The sequence below is a fragment of the Lactobacillus crispatus genome (assembly GCF_018987235.1).
GTDB classification, from domain to species: Bacteria; Bacillota; Bacilli; order Lactobacillales; family Lactobacillaceae; genus Lactobacillus; species Lactobacillus crispatus.
In genome coordinates this window covers 769,265-789,986 of sequence record NZ_CP072197.1, presented here as the reverse complement: position 1 = coordinate 789,986, position 20,722 = coordinate 769,265, and the positions used below count along the sequence as shown (strand labels likewise).

Genomic DNA, 20,722 nt, shown 5'->3' with positions numbered 1-20,722 from the left:
TGAAGTGCAACACTAAGTGTTAAACAAAAAGGCCATGAAGACCTAAACTTGAAGTGACGAAAAATCAAGAAAGGAAGATCTTCATGACCAATTCAAATTCTAGCATTTCTAAGCACTATCATCAATTAACCAGCGTACAACGTGGACAAATTCAAGCAATGCTGGATTCCGGCATAACTTCCCGTACTGTTATCGCTCAAGAAGTCGGCTGCCATAAGTCGACAATCAGTCGCGAAATCAAACGCGGAAGCGTCCTGCAAAGAGACAGCAGCTATTTATTGTATGAGCACTATTACGCTGATACTGCACAGCTTTATTATGAGAAGCGTCGCAAAAACTGCTATCAGCGCAATCCATTGAAGCATTATGCTGTCTTTTTGAGAATGCTCTCCAGACGCTTCAAAGCTAAATTTGATGCCACCAGCATCGATGAATTCGTTGGTGAATTCAAAAGGACTATGCCAGGCTACCCTTGTCCCAGCACACCAACTGTCTATCGCTATATTGATCAGGGCTTGCTGGACATAAGCAATATTGATCTGCCTATGAAGCTCAAAAGACGCAGGAACAAGCGTCATCACGGCCAGAGCGGTCATGCTTTGCACAAGAAGAATCTTGGCAATTCCATTGAACAGCGTCCTAAAGAGATTGAAGACAGAAAAACGCCGCTGCACTGGGAAGGAGATCTGGTTAAAGGCGTCAGACGCAAGAATCAGCCTGCTTTAATGACTTTGACCGAAAGAACCACACGCTTTGAAGTAGTTATCAAGATTCCTGACTATCGGGCAAGCACATGCCAAAGGCTGCTTCAAAATGAGATTGACAGACATCCTGCCTGGTTTAAATCGATCACGTTTGACAATGGCTCTGAGTTTGCGGATATGACCAAGATCAAAGGCTGCCAGATCTACTTCGCCCACCCATATTCTCCATGGGAAAGAGGCACCAATGAGAACTGCAATGGACTTCTGCGTCAATTCTTCCCTAAAGGCAAAAGCATGAAAGATAAGTCAGCTGCTTATGTTCAACAGGCAACTGATGCCATTAACCGCAAACATCGTCGAATCCTTCAATATCACACAGCAGAAGAACTCTTCAAGCAATATATTTCCTCATAGCCTAACTGTTGCACTTAATTTGACAATTCAGGTATTTTTTCAAATTCAATTAAAGTATAATTGAGTTAACATAGATAATTACTAGAAAAGAGAACAATCATGGAACTTAAAGATAAAATCAAAAAGTTTGTTACTGACTTTAGAGATGGTGCATATCAGCATGACACCAAACGTGACAGTGGCTTGCCTCACGACATCCCTGAAGTTGAACGTCTTGATAATCTGCCTTATGGTCCAGATGAAAAGTGGCATACTTTAGATGTTTATTTACCCAAAAAGCACGAAGCTCCCTTCCCTGTCATCATCAATATTCACGGCGGTGGTTGGGTTTATGGTACTAAAGAAATCTACCAATATTATGGAATGGGTTTAGCTAAGCGCGGTTTTGCTTTCATCAATCCCAACTATCGTCTTGCACCAGAAAAGGCGGAATTCCCTGATGAATTAGACGATGTTGATCGCTACATGCATTGGGTTGATGAGCACGCTGAAGAATATCGTCTAGATCGCAACAACGTTTTTATCGTTGGCGACAGCGCCGGTGGTCAAATGGCTGAGCAGTATGTCACTATTTTGACTAATCCAGATTATGCCAAGTTATTTTCTTACAAACCATTGAACTTAAAATTTAGGGCTGTCGGCTTGAATTGTGCTGCTTCCTTCATGTTAACCCCAAGCAATTTAGATGGCATGGCTAGCGCCTACTTCACTAAAAATGCAGTTAACAAGTATCATGAACAACTCGACGTTGAAAAATATATCAATCACAATTTCTTGCCGACTTTTTTAATCACGGCTAACAAGGATTTTTTGCATGACATGCAATTTACCCTCTTTGGCTTCTTGCTCGGTCGCGGTGTTCACGCCATCTGCAAGTCCTATGGTGATGAAGACAATCCTCGCGGTCATGTGTTCTTTGTTGATCAAAAAGACGAGCTAGCTGATATCGCCAATGATGAAGAAATTGAATTTTTTAGAAAATTTTTACAAAAATAAGGACGGAAAATAATGATTAAATTTTATGGTTATAAACGTTGCTCTACCTCACGTAAAGCACGCAAGTGGATGGATGACCATCAGGTCAACTACGAATTTCAAGATTTAGTTGAACAGCCACCGAAAAAAGAAGACTTGGTAAAATGGATGACCAAATATCAAGATCGTGGTCTAAAATATTTCTTCAATACACACGGTCAAGATTACCGCAGAGAAAATTTGAAAGAAAAAGTGCCAACAATGACGATTGAAGAAGCTGCAGATATGATGTCAAAAAATGGTAAGTTAATCAAGCGGCCATTAGTCGTTGATGACAGTAATTTAACTTGCGGTTTTAAAGAAGATATTTTCGAACAAATTTGGCTATAATAAAACAAGCCCATAACCTGTAACTTTGAGGTTATGAGCTTGTTTTTATTTCTTTAAATGAATTTCACGATCAAACAATTGATGCATTTCTTGATTAAAGTTGTGAGCAATGAATACAATCGTTGCATCCGTCTTAGTCAACTGACGCAAAATTTTCATCGTAGCCGCCTGATCAATTGCACTTGTCGCCTCATCAATCAAAATCAACTTGCTCTGGTGCACCATGCTTCTAGCTAAAACAATTTTCTGCCTCTGACCACCAGAAATATTCAATTGATCAAGGTCAATCTTAGTCTCAATGCCGGCCGAAAACTTAGCAATATCTCCTGCAAATTGAACTTTTTCAATGGCTGATTTAACTCGACTTAGCAATTTTGAATTGAACATCGTAATATTTTCAACAATCGTTACTGGGAATAACACTGGATCTTGCGGCAAATAGCCAATTTCAGCTAAATCAGGTTGAATCTTTTCACCCTTTTGATTAAAGTATTGAATCTTGCCGCGACTGGCTTGCAATTCACCTAAAATCAATTTGAGTAAAGTTGATTTTCCTGTACCTGAATCACCTGTTAGTAAAATTTTCTCTCCAGCTTTAACTTGGAAATCTGGGAAAGTCACGGCCTCACCGTTTCTAAAATCGATAGCTAAATTATGGATTGAAAAACTAACCGCTTGTTCTAAATTACTTTTCTGTTCAGACTGAATTTTCTTTCTAGCTACAAAAATCTCTTCTCGCAATTTCTTCGTTGCTCGCATTCTTCCACCATAATTAGCAACTCCTTGCAAAGAACCAAATAGTGCTCCATTGAAGTTGCCAATGCTGGCAATCAAACCAAAAGCAGCCCAATTATTCACTACCAAAAATCCAGTTAAAAGAAAGATTAGCACATCTCCTAATGAATAAGCCAATTGATTCAGATAATCTAATTCCTGATCTACTTTTTCCTTCTCAATATTTGCTGCTTCCAAGCGTCCTGAATTTTCAGCAATAGTCTTAAAAAGCTTATCGCTAGCCAAATAGCGACGAACTTCTGATAAGCCAATTAACCAATCACCTAAAGTCTTCAAATACTTTCGATTAGCTACTGATACCTTTTCAGTAGCTTTTTGTAATGGCTTATCCAGTAATTTAGGTAAATAAATCTGAATTGCGGCAAAAATTAAACAAGCAACTAACAAACTCCACTGAAAAGTCACCAAGCTAAAGGCTACACCGACAATACCGGCTAGCATCCCTACTACATAGCGGAACGAATCTAAATAGTCATTATGTAACAGTTTCAAATCATTAGTCATCCGATTTTGCACTGCACTAACCGCATGCTTTTGACTATCGGCAAAATAATGATCTGTTAGTTCTTGCCGAATTAAATGCAGGTAATTTTGAATCAACTTTTGCCAAATGATTCCCGCCAAATTATAGAATAAGAATACCATGACATAGCTAGACAGCTGGATTAATGTCCAAGTTAAAAATAAACTCAAGTTTCTATTTTTGGCAGCATCAAATTGCAAAGTTAACACATAAGCTACAACTACTTCGCCAACTGCTGCAATAATCTGTAGTCCCATAGCCAGACAGAATTTAATTGGATTAAGTTTAAATAATTCTTTGCTACTCATTATTTTCCCTCCAAGTGAACTTCACGATCAAACAATGCTCGTTGTTCTACGGTTAAATTGTGTGCAACGGCCAAAATTGTTGCTCTACTTTGCATTAAGTTTTGGAAGATTTTTGTCGTTGCTTGTTGATCAATTGCACTAGTTGCTTCATCTAAGTACAGAATCGGCTTCTCATGCAACAACGCCCGCATTAAAACTACCTTTTGTTTCTGTCCACCAGACAGCAATTCCTGTTGTGGATCAAGCTGTGTCTCTATCCCATTTTTCAAACGCGCTTGATCACTATCAAAAACCGTCTTATGAATCACTTGTACAGCTTTTTTATTAAGCTTAGGCTTAAACATAGTAATATTTTCTTGAATACTGCCAGGAAAGATCAATAAGTCCTGTGCCAAATAACCTAATTGACGTAAATCAGGTTTGATCTTTTTTCCTGTTTTATCGCAATAGATTACTTCACCCGTACTTGGCTTAATTTGCCCTAACAAAACTTTTAATAAAGTTGATTTTCCTGTACCTGAATCACCAGTCAATAAAACCTTTTCACCATTCTTCAGTTCAAAGTCAGGATAAGTAATTCCTTCACCATTTGGATATTGTACTGACAAGCTTTTTATTTGAACGGTAGCGATTTGTTTTAAAGAATCATACCCTTTTTCTGGTAAACACTTTTGCAATTTAGCCAGATCATCCCGCAAAGTTTTCGTTGATTTTAATTGCGTATATCTGTTCACGCAACTATCTACACTATAAAAAATTCCATTGGCAAAATATCCCGCTGTCAGAATCGCTCCTAAATTTACCTGATGATTGAAAAACAAAATTCCAGCAATAAATGGAACACCAACACGACCAGCTATATTAAATATCGCAGACACTAAGCTAGTATAATGTAGCAATTTATCTCGCTGATATTCACTCTGCTCTAGTTTCTGACTCTGTTGTCCCACCACCTTTTTCAAAACAACTTTATTCTGGTAGCGTCGCAGCTCATCTAAACCCTTGAACCATTTTTCTAACAACTGCAAAAATTGCTTATTTTGGATAGAAACAGCTTTAGTTGCTCGATTGGTATATTTTTCAGTCAATTTCGGCACTACTACTGCAAGCAAAGTAACTAATAACGTATAGACAACCAATATCCAATGAAAGGTAAACAGCGTACCAATAGTTAAAATATAAGTCACAAACAAAATAGAAGTAAACATTATAGTAACTCTCTTGCACTAACTGCAAGTCATTTCCCAAATGATTTTCCATCTCTGAAACTTTGTCTTCAGGCTGCTGATAATAATGTCGTATAATTCGCTGTCTTACCTGATGAAAAAGTGTCTGTGTTTGTTTGGTATTTTGTAAACTTCCCCAATTAAAACTGACATTGCAGACCTGTCCAATTAAAAATTGTACAAAGATTAATTCCAAAAACAGTTCGAATTTACCACTTGCAATTGCATTTAACTGCGGACTAGTTAAGTAGGTGTACATTGTAGTTGTCAGTTGCGTTAGCGTAATCAAAAACAGAACTAACATTGCCCGCTGACGGTTAGCTTTAATATAATCTCTTAAACCCATTATTTTCCTCATTCTTTTTTGACAAAAACGTATAATCAGCAAAAAAATCTCTAACATGATTTGTCGCAAAGAAAAAGCACTGTTCTGGATGCTCACATCCTATTAACAGTGCAACAAATAAAGGTTGATTTTGATAAAGAAAACCACCCTCAATTCATCTACTGCTAATACTTGGTATGCAAGCAAAAAATGGGTGCACTAAACAAGGTGCAAAGACAGTATTTTGCTAAACAACAAATCAAATATTAGAGATTCAGTAAACGAATCATATGGCAATTTCCTCTATTTCTATAAGTTAATTAAAACTATATCATATTAATTTAATTTTACAAGCTATTTTTTATCTTCAGCTAAATATTTTTGCAAAACTTTGAAAACACCGTTCTCCGTATTAGCTGGTGCAATATATTTGGCGTGCTTTTTTACCTTATCCATGCCATTAGCCATCGCATAAGAATATTTGGCAAAGTCAAGCATGTCAATATCATTGCCACCGTCTCCAAAAGCAATCAGATCATCCCCAGTCATCCCCATCTTTTCTAGGAGATGCTTTAATCCGGCACCCTTATTAACGCCTTGTGTGTTAACATCAATGGCAAAAGTTGCGGAAGCAAAAGCAGAGATCTGGTTATTATGTTCAAAATTAAAATCACGTTCAATCTCCGCTGCCTTGGAACTATCCATGCCAAAGGTTATCTGATAAATCTGTTCTGGCAAATCATTCCAGTCATCAATCACGGTACTATTACCAGCAAAGTAAGCCAAAAAGTCGCGTTCATCTTTTTCAACATTGCTATGCAAATATGCAATATCTCGGCCAAAAACCATTGTAGCCATTTCACCATATTTCACATGTACATCATGAATTAGCTTTAAAACGTCATCGCGATTAAGCAAATAACTGCCAGCTTCTTGACCCTTGATGATTAATCTCGAGCCATTCAAAGTTACGAAATCCATTCTGCTGGCAAACTTGCCAAAGTCCTGCTTCAATCTAACATAAGGACGCCCTGAAGCCACGATAAAATGTACTCCTCGTTTTTCAAATTCAGTCAAAATTTGATCAAATTCCTTGTGATTAAACTGCTTACGATCATCTAAAAACGTGCCGTCCATATCTACAGCAACTGCCTTAAATGGTAAAGTCATTTTTTCACCCCATCATTATTCTATTTTTTCCAAAAATAATCTTATCATTTTTGAGCATCCTATTTCATCCGTAATCTGCGTAATCTACCACGTTTTAGTACAAAATAGCTAATTGTTAATAGAACAGTGCTGGTAAGAAGAAAAATAAAATTATCACTCCAAAAATAATGCCAACCTATTTTTGTTAAAATATCTGGCGTTAAAATTTCTTCTACTGTTGCATAGATATAAAAAACAGCAAAAACCGATGCAATTAAATAGCCTACTCCAGCTAATGAGTAAAAAATTATGCTAATCCATTTTTTAGTCACCATAACTCGGTTTCCTAGCCAAACGAATAAAATAGCCGTCACTAATGGCAAAACATAATAATACCAGAATCCCATAACTATCTCCCTGATTAATTTTGGCTCATTATCACATGCAAAAGTAAAAAAACGGTAAAGAAGACTTTAATTTTGGGCAAAAAAAGACTAGCTCACTTCAGAGCTAGTCTTATCTATTCTATTAAACTAACTTAACGTGCTTAGCATGCCTGTTCTTGAGCTTAGCCCAACCATCGAAAAACAATGCCCCAAAAAGCAAAATCATAATAATTCCTGCCAAAATAATGGCATTAGTCGAATTAGCAACTGCTAAACTTTGGGCTGAATCAAAATCAGCAACTTCGTCCATTTGGATAATCAATCCTGAAAACAACATGGCTAAGCCGTTCAATGTTAGCAAGCCACACAGAATTGTTAAGATTTTAGTCTTTAATAGCTTCATAAAACCATGCCCTTTCTTTATTAATTAGATGAATATTATACACGCATTATTTTATAATTCAAGTAATTGGATTAAGAAAAGGCACAAAAAATAGACATACGTTCGCATGCCTATTATTAACTTTATTTATTCCACAGGAATTTGATTAATACTTTATCTACTTTTGGATTCTCATGCAACTTGGAGTGACGTGCATTTTTTCCAGTAAACTTCACTACCTGATAGCTTTTAGCACGATCTGCCACTAAATACTTTAATGACAAAGATGATACATTGGGTACTGTTCCATCGGTTTGACCACCAATATCACCAATGATGTTTAAAACACGAACTTTATTTTTCGGATATGTTTCTCTTACACCCGTCATTTTCCGATAGCTAGCATTCATTTTGTTCGGTTTTCCGGCAGAATTCAATTTTAAAAAAATATTTCTTACTTATTAATTTTCATATCTATTGGTTATAGCCACAATTAAAAGTAAAATAGAAAGTAATTAAACTGCAAAGGAGAAAAATATGAAATATAATCAATACGCTTATGTCGAAACTGACTTCGATCAACAAGTAAAAGAATTAATCGACATCAATTTCTTACCTAAAAATTATGCAGACTGGAATTTTAACGATTTGCTGGGCAAGCTCGTTAAAATGACAATTGCTGAAGCAAAAACTGACGCTGCTAAGACAACAAAATTATCTGAATTTGCTGTTTCAAATGAGCAAACTTTAGCTGACTTTTTAAAAGGAAAGCCTGAATCAATTGGTACTGCTCAATTCTATAATGTAGCCTTACAATTACTTGGCTATCATGTTCATTATGACTACGAATTAGCCGATCCAACCGGCTTTATGCAAAAGAATGCTTTACCTTTTGTCCAAGACATTTCTGATGTCAAAAAGTTAATCTCTGCTTTTTATCGTTTGCTCAATACTCGCGCCAAAAACGGTCAAATTTTGCTCGATGTAATGGCTGGTAAGGGGTACTTTACTCAATTCTGGGGACAAAATAAGTTTAAATTTTTCAATGGCAAAGCTATTCCTGTCTTCGATACCAACAAAGTAATTCGTGAAGTTGTTTACGTTGAAACTGATCTTGATACTGATCATGATGGTAAGAGTGACTTGATTCAAGTTACTGTTTTCCGACCAGCTGAAACTAACAAAGGCTTAAAAGTGCCTGCCCTTTATACTGCTTCACCATATTTCGGCGGAATTATCGCTAATGAAAAGCGTAACCATAATGTTGACGAAAATTTATCTGATGCCGCCGATTGGAATGATCCACAATATGTTCATTCACCAATAGTTAAAGCAAAGCAGCCAGACGACTCTAACCACCCAGCTACCGAAGAAGCAGTACATAAATCTTCTTATCCATTAAATGAGTATATGCTTGCTCGTGGTTTTGCCAGTGTTTTTGCTGGAGCAATTGGTACCCGCGGTAGTGATGGAGTTCGTATTACTGGTGCACCTGAAGAAACTGAATCAGCTGCTGCAGTTATCGAATGGCTCCACGGCGATCGTATCGCTTACACTGATCGTACTAGATCTGTTCAAACTAAAGCTGACTGGTGCAATGGCAATATCGGAATGACTGGTCGTTCATATTTAGGCACTTTGCAAATTGCTATTGCCACTACTGGGGTTAAAGGCTTGAAAACTGTGGTTTCTGAAGCCGCTATTTCTTCTTGGTATGACTATTACCGTGAACACGGTTTGGTAATCGCACCCGAAGCCTGCCAAGGTGAAGACCTTGATTTACTGGCTGAAACTTGTCAATCAAACTTGTGGGATGCAGGTTCTTACTTAAAGATCAAACCAGAATACGACAAGATGCAAAAAGAGCTTTTAACAAAAGAAGACCGTGAAACCGGTCAATATTCCAACTTTTGGGAAGCAAGAAACTACCGCCATCACGCTGACGGCATCAAATGTTCTTGGATTTCTGTTCACGGTTTAAATGACTGGAACGTTAAGCCAAAGAATGTTTATAAAATTTGGCAACTAGTCAAAAAAATGCCAATGAAGCATCATCTTTTCCTACACCAAGGTCCTCACTACAATATGAACAACTTTGTTTCTATTGATTTTACTGACTTGATGAACCTTTGGTTTGTACATGAATTACTAGGGATTGAAAACAATGCTTACAAGCAATGGCCAACCGTCATGATCCAGGACAACTTGCAAGCTGACAAGTGGCACGAAGAAAAGGATTGGTCAAATGAATTAGGTCAAAAGAAGACCTACTACCCAACTGATGACGGCGAGCTTTTCCAAGATGGCAATGGCAAAGCACAACAATCATTTGTCGATGAAGGTGGCATTGAATTTAAGAAGGCTGACATCTCAGAAAGCGACTGGCTATACAAATTCATCTGTGGTGATGAAAAATGGGCTAAACCAAGTTTGCGTTTTAAAACAGACGAATTTATTCACCCAACTACGATTGTCGGTCGTCCTGAAGTAAAAGTTAGAGTTAAAGGCAGCTTACCTAAGGGACAAATTTCTGTTGCTTTAGTTGAATTGGGAGAAAGAAGACGCTTAACCGCTACACCTAAGTTCTTAATGCGCGGCGGTCAAGAACTTGGCTATAGATTTGGCACTGATACTTTGCAAGAATTTGTGCCGGACAAGAAGACTAAGGCTAAGTTGATCACTAAGGCTCACATGAACTTACAAAACTATAAGGACATGAAAAGACCTGAGAAGATTGATGCTGACAAGTTCTACGATTTAGACTTCTTGCTTCAACCTACCTACTACACTCTTCCATCTGGTAGTAAGTTGGCCTTGATCATCTACTCAACTGATGAAGGAATGACTAAACGACCACTTGAAGAAGAAACTTATACAGTTGATTTGGCCAATACTGAAATTAAGTTCTATGAGAAATAATTTTTAATATATAAACTAATACGGCAGATATTTATTTTAAGTATCTGCCGTATTTTTTATTCAAATATTTTCTTATATTCACCATAGCCAGCCTGTTCCAACTGATCATATGGAATAAATCTCAATGCTGCGGAATTAATGCAGTAACGTAAACCACCTCGATCCACTGGGCCGTCAGTAAAAACATGACCTAAGTGAGAATCAGCTTCGGGACTTTTAACTTCTGTTCTCTCCATTCCGTGCGATTGATCGCGGTGGTAAGTTAATTTCTTAATTGGCTTAGTAAAACTAGGCCAACCACAGCCTGCATTATACTTATCTAAGCTTGAAAAAAGTGGCTCACCTGACACTACATCAACGTAAATCCCCTTTTCATAAAAATCATCATATTTTCCGGTAAAAGGATATTCTGTAGCGGCCTTTTGAGTTACGTTATATTCCTCATCAGTTAGCCGCTTTAAAGCTTGCTCTTTTTCTTCTTTGTTAAAAGTCATTGGATCATTCCTTTGCTAAATATGTTCAGTAGTACTTGGAAAGAAATTATCTATTTTCTTTTCATAAATATCAAATTTATATTTTGTCAAAAATTGATTTGATGGATCATATATTCTAACCTGAAGCATCTCATTTTTGCCATTCATATGCACTTCTTTATTTGAAACTTCCAAAAATGGCTTAAATGCAGCAATCAGATTTTGATAAGAACTATAAACATGCACATTATGCTCGACAATTTCTCCATTACGTGCATACCGACGACCGTCGATCACGTATACTGTATTATCACTCATAGAAATCATCCTCTCTTTGGCTTCTACTTATATTTTAATTCATTTTATATTTATTCATGACTTTTTTACTCAAAAACTCCAACAATTATCATGTTGGAGTTCATTCAATATTTATTTAAAATTCATTAAAATACTGAGGTCAAAACTGCACCGGCAACAATTAATATTAAACCGATCACAGTATAAATAAGACCTTTTTGTGTCTTCTTTTCGTGTAAGAAAAGGATACCACCAAGAGTAGAAATAACGACACAAAGTTGTGACATAACAAAGGCTAGGTTTACACCGTTCATCTTAACTGAAACAATGTATGCAAGAGCAGCAATTGCGTAAATCACACCGGCAGGAATTACTTGATAACTTTCTTTTTCCTTAAAGACTTGTGTTTGCTTAGTTGCAATTAAATAAACAATTGCTGCAACCAACATTCCAATGGTTTCAGCAAAGAAAATCATTACGCTGTCACCCTTCAAGGCCTTTGGAATGGAACTTGAAGTAATGTAACCAAGTGTAGTCAATACCAGCACAATCATTGTAGTGGTCTGATTCTTTTTTCCACCCTCAGATGTACCTTTGTCAGTCAATGATGTAAATGCTACACCAATAATTAAAGCTAAGATCCCTAAAAATCCAAACAATTTAGCTTGAGTGCTTGCCCATTCACTAAAGATCAACACACCTACAAGTGGCACACCGATCAACTGCAAACCAGTTGAAATTGGCATAGTTTCAGAAACCCCAACCTTGGAATAACTGTAATACTGACCAACTTGACCAATAACCCAAGCAGCACCAGCTAACATTGCTAAAATAAAAGTAGTCGCATTAAAAGATGGACGCTTAATGAGAGTAACTGCAGCACCAAAGATAAATGCACCAAGAACGGTACCTAAAATTTGGTGGTAAATGTTACTCTTCTTGACACCAGCAACAAACATGGGCATAAGACCCCATCCTATTGCCGGAATAAACAGAAATAAATAACTCATTTGTTTTGTCTCCCTTATTAATGTAAAAAAGTTACAAAAAGCATTCTATCAACGAAAGCGCTTTTAATGCAAGCGATTTACTATTAATGGATGACAAGTGCAAATCAATATATATCAGAACACCAAGAGTTATTTAAATTATTTTTATAAAAATCCTACGGCAAAGCCTATTCCATATAGGAATATACAAATTATTCCCAAATACAATAAGCACCATTTAGCCACTTGCTTCAAAATTATTGATTCAGATCCATCTTGTCCAATTGCAGCTGAAGCAACAGCTATACTCTGAGGTGAGATCATCTTTCCAGCAGTTGCTCCCACCATATTTGAACCAACTACCCAATTACTATTTACGCCTAAAGCCTTAGCTGAAGACAATTGCAGGTTACCAAAAAGAACATTAGCTGAGGTATCAGATCCTGTAATAAACGTACCCAAAGCACCAATTAACGGTGCAACTAATGGATATATTGGTCCCATTAGAACTACTAATGCTGCCGCAATTGCTGAAGTCATTCCTGCGTAGCCCATTACCTTGGCTAAAGCCACAATAGAACAAATTGTAATTAATGTTTTCCATAATCCAAAAATTGTTGATTTTAAGATTTGTCCTAATTTCTTGAAACTAACTTTTTGAATTAATCCACCAATAAAAGTAGCTAGCAAAATTAATGTTCCTGGTGAAGAAAGCCAATTAATCTTAAACAGTTCTGTATCTTTCCCAGTATATACCTTAATATAAGAAGTCACTTTTCCCAATAGATGCTGAATATTTGGAAACAGTGATGAAGCAAGAACCACAAATACGAACACTAAAATAAATGGTGAACTTGCACGCAAAATTTCGATAGCGCTGTGCTTCTCAATATTCTCTTTTATGTCATTATCTTGATGATGATATAATTTTGCCATCAGAACTGTAGTCAAAATACAACAAATTGAACCAACAATTGCTGGTAACTCTGGACCAACAAATTTTGCTACCAAAATTTGCGGAATTGAAAATGACAAACCAGACATCAGGGTAATTAATCCCACTCCTTTGATAGCTTTAACTCCGCCACCTGTTAGAATCACCAATAAAAACGGAATTATAATAATTAATAATGCAAGTTGTAAAGTAATAACAAATGATAATGGAGTAACGGGCAAATTAGTTACGTCACTCAGTGTAATCACTGGTAATCCAATTGCACCAAAGGCAGTTGGTGTAGTATTAGCAATTAAACAAATTACGGCGGCATTAATCGGATTAAGACCAAATCCAATTAATATCCCAGCGGGAATTGCAACTGCTGTCCCAAAACCTGCAATTGCTTCTAAGAATCCGCCAAATCCCCATGCGATAATCAAAACTAAAATACGCTGATCAATAGTGATTGACGACAAAGTATCTTGAATAATTTTAATTCCACCTGAATAATTGCTTACATTATAAGTAAACAGTGCAGCCACGATTACATAAACAATTGGCCATAGCCCCATCAGAATGCCCTCTAAAGCACCCGTCAAAGTGTCAACTATAGAGAGGTTAAATCCCAGTATAGCCAATACGATAGTAATTAATAGTCCAATGCTGCATGCTTTAATAGCAGGCATTTTTCGAATTGCCAAAGAGTAAATAAGCCAAATAATTGGAATTAAAGCCAATAAAAACGAAATCCACATTTTTATTCCCCCCTAAACACTTCACTTCCTTATCTCAGATTATAAATGTATTCGCTTACAAAAGATAGTGAAATATTCTTACTCATGGCTCTATAATAAAGTTTGTGATACATATTTTTTTCACAATATCTTGATTGAATGCTATCTATCGTTTATTTATCTCAGAATTATTAGCTCACTTGTGAAAATTATTTTTTGCATAAAAAATAATGCATTCTCCTACTTCAATAGAGAAATGCATTATTTTTATCTATTCAACTATCCTACTTCAAAGCATCAGTAGCAAATGATCTATTCTCCAAGCTAGTAAGCAAAGCATCTGCAGTATCAAGTGCTGTAATCAATGGTACATTTTGACCAATGGCAACCTGTCTAATGATGAAGCCATCAGAATTCTTTTCAATATCGTGACCCATCGTATTGATAACCAAGTCAATCTTGCCATTTCTTAATTCATTCAAGATATTATCCTTGGCGTCTTCATCTTCATGCACTTTAGTTACTGGATCAACATGCAAATCATGACTACGCAAGAAATCAGCTGTACCCTTAGTAGCAAAGATTCTGTAGCCAATCCGCGCAAATCTCTTGGCAATTGGTAAAATCTTTTCTTTGTCTCGATCTTCGATGGTAAGTAATACATTACCATTTTCAGGCAATTGCATCTTAGCACCTGCAAAAGCTTTGTAGAGAGCTTTGGCAAAAGTGTGATCACTCCCCATTACTTCACCTGTCGATTTCATTTCTGGCCCGAGATATGCATCAACGTCCGATAATTTGCTGAAGGAGAAGACTGGTGCTTTAACAGAGATCATGTCTGGCTCTGGGGCAAGACCATCACCGTAGCCCTGTTCAGCCAAACTTTCGCCCATAATTACTCGGGTAGCGACCTGAGCCATTTCAATACCCGTGATCTTGCTTAAAAATGGCACTGTTCTACTTGCCCGAGGGTTAACTTCAATTACGTAAACTTCACCATCTCTGACAATGAATTGAATGTTCATAATGCCGACACAGTTCAACGTCAAAGCAAGCTTTCTAGTGACATCAGTAATCTTTTCTTTAACTTCATCAGAGAAGGTTTGTGGTGGATAAACAGCCATTGAGTCACCAGAGTGGACACCGGCATGCTCAATATGTTCCATGATTCCTGGCAAAAGAACTTCCTTACCATCACTAATTGCATCAACATCACATTCACGACCATCAAGATAATCATCAACCAAGATTGGGTGGTCTGCTGCAATATCAACGTGGTCTTGCAAGTATTCTTCTAACTCTGCCTTGGTGTAGACAATTTCCATCGCCTTACCACCCAAAACATAACTTGGACGGACTAAAACTGGATAGCCTAGCTTATCAGCAGCTTCAAGTACGCCTTCATGAGTAGTTGCAGTTAAACCTTGAGGCTGATTCAAATGAAGTTGCTTAATGATTTGATCAAACAGTTCACGGTCTTCTGCACGGTTAACATCAGCTACTTTAGTGCCTAAAATCTTGACGCCATGTTCTTCTAAGCCATGAGCCAAATTGATTGAGGTTTGACCACCAAATTGAACAATCACGCCTTCTGGCTTTTCCAAGTCGCAGACATTCAAGACATCTTCCAAAGTTAATGGTTCAAAGTATAATTTATCTGAGATAGAGAAGTCAGTTGAAACAGTTTCAGGATTAGAATTGATAACAATTGCTTCGTAGCCCATCTTTTGCAAGGCCTTGACACAGTGAACAGTCGCATAATCGAATTCAACACCTTGACCGATTCTGATTGGACCTGAGCCAATAACGATCACCGACTTCTTACCAGTCTTATGTGATTCATTTTCAGCATCATAAGTTGAATAAAAGTATGGTGTCTTTGATTCAAACTCAGCAGCACATGTATCAACCATCTTGTAGACTGGGATGATGCCATGCTTTTTCCGAAATGCTCTTACCTCATCTGCAGTTTCATTCCACAAAGAGGCAATCGTTGGATCACTAAAGCCATATTTCTTAGCTAAGCGCAATACATCAACATCATCTTTATTTTCCTCAAGTGTCTTTTCCAATTCAACCATATGTTGCACGATATCTAAAAAGTAGAAATTAATCTTCGTTAATTCATGAATATCTTCAGCTGAATAACCACGTCTAAATGCCTCAGCTAAATAGAAGAGACGATCATCTTGAGCTTTGACTAATTTTTGCTCTAATTGGTCATCACTAGCTACGTGTGCTTCTGGTGAGTAAAGATCTTTTTCATCAATTTCTAGTGATCTTACCGCTTTTTGCATAGCTTCTTCTGCAGTACGGCCAATTGCCATAACTTCACCGGTTGCTTTCATTTGGGTGCCCAAAACGCGATCAGCCTTAGGGAACTTATCAAATGGCCAGCGTGGTATCTTGCAGACTACATAGTCTAATGCAGGTTCAAATTCTGCATAGGTTGTTCCCGTTACTGGGTTCTTAATTTCATCCAAAGTCATTCCTACTGCAATTTTAGCAGCCATCTTAGCAATTGGATAACCAGTTGCCTTAGAAGCTAAAGCAGATGATCTTGAAACACGCGGATTTACTTCAATTACATCATAATTAAAGCTATTTGGGTCAAGAGCAAGTTGAACGTTGCATCCCCCTTCAATTTTCAAAGCCCTAATCAAACGCAGTGAACAATCACGAAGCATCTGATATTCCTTATCAGATAAAGTTTGACTTGGTGAAAAGACAATTGAATCACCAGTGTGAATCCCTACCGGATCAAAGTTTTCCATGCAGCAGACAATCATTGCATTGTCATCATGGTCGCGCATTACTTCAAATTCTACTTCTTTATAGCCCGCAATTGATTTTTCAATCAAACATTCAGTTACAGGGGAAAGTTCCAATCCATTTTTGGCAATCTCTGCTAATTCTTCATGATTATTACAGATACCACCACCGGTACCACCCATCGTAAAGGCGGGACGAACAATGATCGGATAGCCAATCTCATCTCCAAAAGCTAAGGCATCTTCGACTGTATTAACTGTCTTAGAAGGTGGAACTGGTTCACCTAATGACTTACATAATTCCTTAAATTTTTCACGGTCTTCGGCTTGTTCAATAGATTGCAGCTTAGTACCTAGAAGCTCGATGTGTAATTCATCCAAAATTCCTGTTTTGGCAAGTTCCATAGCCATGTTTAAGCCCACTTGACCGCCAAGTGTTGGCAAAATAGCATCAGGATATTCTTGACGAATAATTCGTGAAATCGATTCAACTGTCAGAGGTTCAATGTACACCTTATCTGCAATTGTTGTATCAGTCATGATCGTAGCTGGGTTGGAATTAACTAAAACTACTTCATAGCCTTCTTCGCGCAGAGCCAAGCATGCCTGTGTACCAGAATAATCAAATTCTGCAGCTTGACCAATAATAATTGGACCTGAGCCAATCACCATAATCTTATGAATATCTGTTCTTTTAGGCATGACGCTCTTCTTCCTTTCTCTGATCAATCATTGACATAAAGTCGTCGAATAATGAAACCTCATCATGAGGACCCGGTGTTGCATCAGGGTGAAATTGCACTGAAAATGCAGGATATTTCTTATGACGTAACCCTTCAACCGTCCCATCATTGACTTCAACGTGGGTAATCATTAAGTTATCCTTGTCAATTGAATCTGCAGACACAGCATAACCATGGTTTTGTGAAGTAAAACCAATATTACCAGTTGCAATCTCTCGTACAGGGTGATTAAAACCGCGGTGCCCAAATTTCATCTTGTAAGTTTTAGCCCCATTAGCTAAAGCAAAGACTTGGTGTCCCATACAAATTCCCATCAAAGGAACATGCTTTTCTACTTCACGCACCATTTTAGTTGCCTCTACCATTTCTTCTGGATCACCAGGGCCGTTACTCAAAAGAACACCATCTGGATGAAGGTTTAATACTTCTTGGGCAGTAGCTGTATATGGTAAAACAATACAATTACAATCACGTTCTGCTAGTTCACGCAAAATACTGTGTTTAATTCCAAAGTCGATAACCACAATATTGCGTTTCGAACCAGGAACTGGATATGGTGACTTGGTTGATACTCGGCTAATTACACCTTGAGTTACATTCTTAGTCTTTAATTCTGCCGCAATTTTTTCTGCATTTTCTTTTGAATCTGCAATCTTACCACGTAATGTACCGTGAACTCTCAATTTTTTAACTAATTCACGCGTGTCAATTCCCTGAATACCCGGAATGTTTAAATGCTCCAAAAACTTTGGTAAGGTTGTCTGCATTCGCCAATTATCAGGATGACGGGCAACCTGGTGACAAATTACGCCTTTGATCCTTGGCTCAAGTGACTCATAATCTGCCAAGGTAATACCATAGTTTCCAATTAAAGGATTAGTGAAAACCAAAATCTGATCGGCATAAGATTGGTCGGTAATTGCTTCTTGATAACCAGTCATCCCTGTTGTAAATACAACTTCACCAACTGTTTCGCAATCAGCGCCAAAACCCTCGCCAGCATAGATGCTACCATCTTCTAGGATTAAATACCGCATTATTGTTCATCCCTTCTGTATACAACCTGACCATCAACCATGGTCATTACAGTTTCACCATACACCTTGTCGCCCGTAAATGGTGTATTAACGCCTTTTGACTTATAGTCTTCTTCTTTTAATTCAGTTTCATGGTCTAAGTCAAAAATCGCAATATCAGCTGGCTTACCCGGTTCAAGTACCCCGGCATTTTTTAAGCCAAACGTTTTAGCTGGTTTATCGGAGAGCCATGATAAAAGCTGCTCCAAGGTGAAGACTTTTTCTTCTTTGACAAATTTAGTATATAAAGTAGAAAATGCTGTTTCACTACCAGTAATACCAAATGATGCGCCCTTCATGCCACCTTCTTTTTCATTGCGAGCATGAGGAGCATGGTCAGTCGCAATTAAATCGATTGTACCGTCTAGTAGTCCCACTAGTAACGCCGCTTGATCTTCCTTATTTCTCAATGGCGGATTCATCTTATAATAACCGTTGTCCTTAGGAATATCGTCATCTGTTAATAAAATATGGTGTGGCGCTACTTCACAGGTAACATTGATTCCACGCGCCTTAGCCATTCGAACCAGTTCCACACTAGTTTTAGTTGATACATGGCAAATATGATAATGGACGCCCGTTTTTTGTGCTAAAAGCAAGTCTCTAGCAATTTGCGTTGTTTCTGCTAATTCAGTTACTGGCGGCAAGTTTAATTCCTTGGCTTTAGGTCCTTCATTCACGATCCCTTTATTAAAAAGCGAATCGTCTTGTGCATGAGTAGCAATGATCAAATTATTTTCCTTGGCTTTTTGCATTGCCAAATACATCGTTTGAGCAGTTTGGACTCCATGACCATCATTACTTAAGGCAAAAGCACCAGCCTTTTTCAATGCTGCATAATCAGGAATGACATCAGTAGTTTCATCATTAGTGATTGGTCCATATTGAAAAATATGAACCACACCTTTTTCATTGTTTTCTTGTACCATTTTTTGCATTAGCTCAGGCGTATTAGGTACAGGCGTTACATTAGGCATTGCCCCTACCATAGTAAAACCACCATGAGCAGCGGCTTCACTACCGGTTTTAATATCTTCCTTGTAAGTTTGTCCGGGATCACGATAATGAACGTGGACATCAACCAGTCCAGGACTAACTAGCTTGCCACTTGCATCAATCTCTTTATCTGCCGTTAAGTTAGTCCCTATTGCTTTAATCTTTTGATCTTCAATTAAAACATCTGCTTTAATTAGACGACCATTTTGATAAACTGTGCCATTCTTAATTACTGTTGCCATTATTCTAATCCTCCAAGTCGTCTACCGCGCAATACTGCCTCGATCATTGCCATACGCATGAACACACCATTTTGCATTTGTCTGACAAACATGCACTTATCGCTTTCAACTAAATCACCGCTAAGTTCAACATCATGGTTAATTGGACCCGGATGCATGATGATGGTGTCGGGCTTCAATGCACTATAGCGTTGATGATTAATACCATATTTTTCGTGATATGCTTTAGCATTAAAAGTCTTTTCATTAGGATCGCCTGCATGACGTTCATGTTGAACCCGTAAGAGCATCATCACGTCCATATTTGAAACTAATTGATCAATTTCTTCATACTTACCATATTGATCGAATTCTTTATCATACCAGTAACTTGGACCTGAGAAGTAAACTTCAGCGCCCAACCTAGTCAAAAGTTCCATGTCACTTTTTGCAACCCTAGAATTAGTAATATCACCAACAATTGCAACCTTTAAGCCTTTAAAGTGGCCAAAATGTTCATGAATAGTCATCATATCGAGCATACATTGGCTAGGATGTTGACCGCTACCATCTCCAGCGTTAATCACACCAATATTTAAATGTTGATGTTCTTTTAAGTTAATCAAATCATTGTAATACTCATTCTGTGAGTGACGAATCACTTCTAAGTTGACACCTAAGGCGTTCATAATTAATGAAGTGTCATATAAGGTTTCACCCTTATTAACAGACGAATGAGCCGGATCAAAAGGAATAACTGTCAAACCTAGTTTTCTTTCAGCCATTTCAAAGCTCGTATGTGTTCTAGATGAATCTTCAAAAAACATATTAGTTACATAAACTGGCTTAGTTAAACGTGGTGTTGCACCGCCTTTTTTGAAGTACTCAGCTCTCCTGATTAAGGCTTCTACTTCATTACTATCCAAATTTTCAACACTCACAAAATGTGGTAAATTAACAAGATTTAAATTTTCCATTTTCTATTCTTT

At 37.5% G+C, this 20,722-nt stretch carries 16 protein-coding genes and 2 pseudogenes; 4 read left to right on the top strand and 14 right to left on the bottom strand.

Annotated elements, in window-relative coordinates:
* Positions 1 to 83 precede the first annotated feature (83 nt).
* From J6L97_RS03940 to J6L97_RS03930, 3 genes are all read left to right on the top strand, one after another.
* On the top strand, positions 84 to 1,118 hold the full coding sequence (locus J6L97_RS03940) for an IS30 family transposase (RefSeq protein ID WP_123811765.1): 1,035 nt from the start codon (positions 84 to 86) through the stop codon (positions 1,116 to 1,118).
* A 99-nt stretch (positions 1,119 to 1,217) separates the two neighbouring features.
* Positions 1,218 to 2,114, top strand: a complete 897-nt coding sequence (locus J6L97_RS03935; RefSeq protein ID WP_057726781.1) for an alpha/beta hydrolase — start codon at positions 1,218 to 1,220, stop codon at positions 2,112 to 2,114.
* A gap of 12 nt (positions 2,115 to 2,126) precedes the next feature.
* Complete coding sequence (locus tag J6L97_RS03930) at positions 2,127 to 2,483, top strand: arsenate reductase family protein (RefSeq protein WP_005721969.1); 357 nt, start codon at positions 2,127 to 2,129, stop codon at positions 2,481 to 2,483.
* A gap of 45 nt (positions 2,484 to 2,528) precedes the next feature.
* Here J6L97_RS03930 and J6L97_RS03925 read toward each other — a convergent pair whose 3' ends face one another.
* From J6L97_RS03925 to J6L97_RS03900, 6 genes and pseudogenes are all read right to left on the bottom strand, one after another.
* Positions 2,529 to 4,109, bottom strand: a complete 1,581-nt coding sequence (locus tag J6L97_RS03925) for an ATP-binding cassette domain-containing protein (RefSeq protein WP_054832867.1) — start codon at positions 4,107 to 4,109, stop codon at positions 2,529 to 2,531.
* A pseudogene (locus J6L97_RS03920) lies at positions 4,109 to 5,681 on the bottom strand (ATP-binding cassette domain-containing protein). The gene J6L97_RS03925 and the pseudogene J6L97_RS03920 overlap by 1 nt, the downstream one beginning before the upstream one ends.
* A 333-nt stretch (positions 5,682 to 6,014) precedes the next feature.
* A complete protein-coding gene (locus J6L97_RS03915; protein WP_013086548.1) occupies positions 6,015 to 6,830 on the bottom strand; it encodes a Cof-type HAD-IIB family hydrolase in 816 nt (271 codons plus the stop codon).
* 59 nt (positions 6,831 to 6,889) lie between these two features.
* Entirely contained in the window at positions 6,890 to 7,216 is a 327-nt protein-coding gene (locus J6L97_RS03910) for a hypothetical protein (RefSeq protein ID WP_005721964.1), read from the bottom strand.
* A 121-nt stretch (positions 7,217 to 7,337) separates the two neighbouring features.
* Entirely contained in the window at positions 7,338 to 7,598 is a 261-nt protein-coding gene (locus J6L97_RS03905; protein ID WP_005719435.1) for a hypothetical protein, read from the bottom strand.
* A 122-nt stretch (positions 7,599 to 7,720) separates the two neighbouring features.
* Positions 7,721 to 8,020, bottom strand: a pseudogene (locus J6L97_RS03900) (alpha/beta hydrolase); the annotation flags it as partial.
* Between the two features lie 94 nt (positions 8,021 to 8,114).
* On the opposite strand from J6L97_RS03900, the gene J6L97_RS03895 reads away from it, so the two are divergent.
* Complete coding sequence (locus J6L97_RS03895; protein WP_057726780.1) at positions 8,115 to 10,496, top strand: Xaa-Pro dipeptidyl-peptidase; 2,382 nt, start codon at positions 8,115 to 8,117, stop codon at positions 10,494 to 10,496.
* A 56-nt stretch (positions 10,497 to 10,552) separates the two neighbouring features.
* Here J6L97_RS03895 and msrB read toward each other — a convergent pair whose 3' ends face one another.
* The 8 genes from msrB to J6L97_RS03855 all read right to left on the bottom strand — a co-directional run bounded on the left by msrB (position 10,553) and on the right by J6L97_RS03855 (position 20,710).
* Positions 10,553 to 10,990: a peptide-methionine (R)-S-oxide reductase MsrB gene (msrB, locus tag J6L97_RS03890; RefSeq protein ID WP_057726779.1), complete on the bottom strand. Its 438-nt coding sequence runs from the start codon at positions 10,988 to 10,990 to the stop codon at positions 10,553 to 10,555.
* Between the two features lie 15 nt (positions 10,991 to 11,005).
* A complete protein-coding gene (locus tag J6L97_RS03885) occupies positions 11,006 to 11,287 on the bottom strand; it encodes a hypothetical protein (protein ID WP_005726124.1) in 282 nt (93 codons plus the stop codon).
* Positions 11,288 to 11,412: 125 nt separating this feature from the next.
* Positions 11,413 to 12,276, bottom strand: coding sequence for a GRP family sugar transporter (locus J6L97_RS03880; RefSeq protein ID WP_013086553.1), 864 nt, complete (start codon positions 12,274 to 12,276; stop codon positions 11,413 to 11,415).
* Positions 12,277 to 12,420: 144 nt separating this feature from the next.
* Positions 12,421 to 13,947: an L-lactate permease gene (locus tag J6L97_RS03875; RefSeq protein WP_057726778.1), complete on the bottom strand. Its 1,527-nt coding sequence runs from the start codon at positions 13,945 to 13,947 to the stop codon at positions 12,421 to 12,423.
* Positions 13,948 to 14,210: 263 nt separating this feature from the next.
* Complete coding sequence (gene carB / locus J6L97_RS03870) at positions 14,211 to 17,399, bottom strand: carbamoyl-phosphate synthase large subunit (RefSeq protein ID WP_054832865.1); 3,189 nt, start codon at positions 17,397 to 17,399, stop codon at positions 14,211 to 14,213.
* Positions 17,392 to 18,477 carry a carbamoyl phosphate synthase small subunit gene (locus tag J6L97_RS03865; RefSeq protein WP_005728149.1) on the bottom strand — a complete coding sequence of 362 codons (1,086 nt, stop codon included), beginning with the start codon at positions 18,475 to 18,477 and terminating at the stop codon, positions 17,392 to 17,394. The genes carB and J6L97_RS03865 overlap by 8 nt, the downstream gene beginning before the upstream one ends.
* On the bottom strand, positions 18,477 to 19,754 hold the full coding sequence (locus tag J6L97_RS03860) for a dihydroorotase (RefSeq protein ID WP_057726777.1): 1,278 nt from the start codon (positions 19,752 to 19,754) through the stop codon (positions 18,477 to 18,479). The genes J6L97_RS03865 and J6L97_RS03860 overlap by 1 nt, the downstream gene beginning before the upstream one ends.
* A complete protein-coding gene (locus J6L97_RS03855; protein ID WP_057726776.1) occupies positions 19,754 to 20,710 on the bottom strand; it encodes an aspartate carbamoyltransferase catalytic subunit in 957 nt (318 codons plus the stop codon). Before J6L97_RS03855 ends, J6L97_RS03860 begins: the two co-directional genes overlap by 1 nt.
* Positions 20,711 to 20,722: the final 12 nt, after the last annotated feature.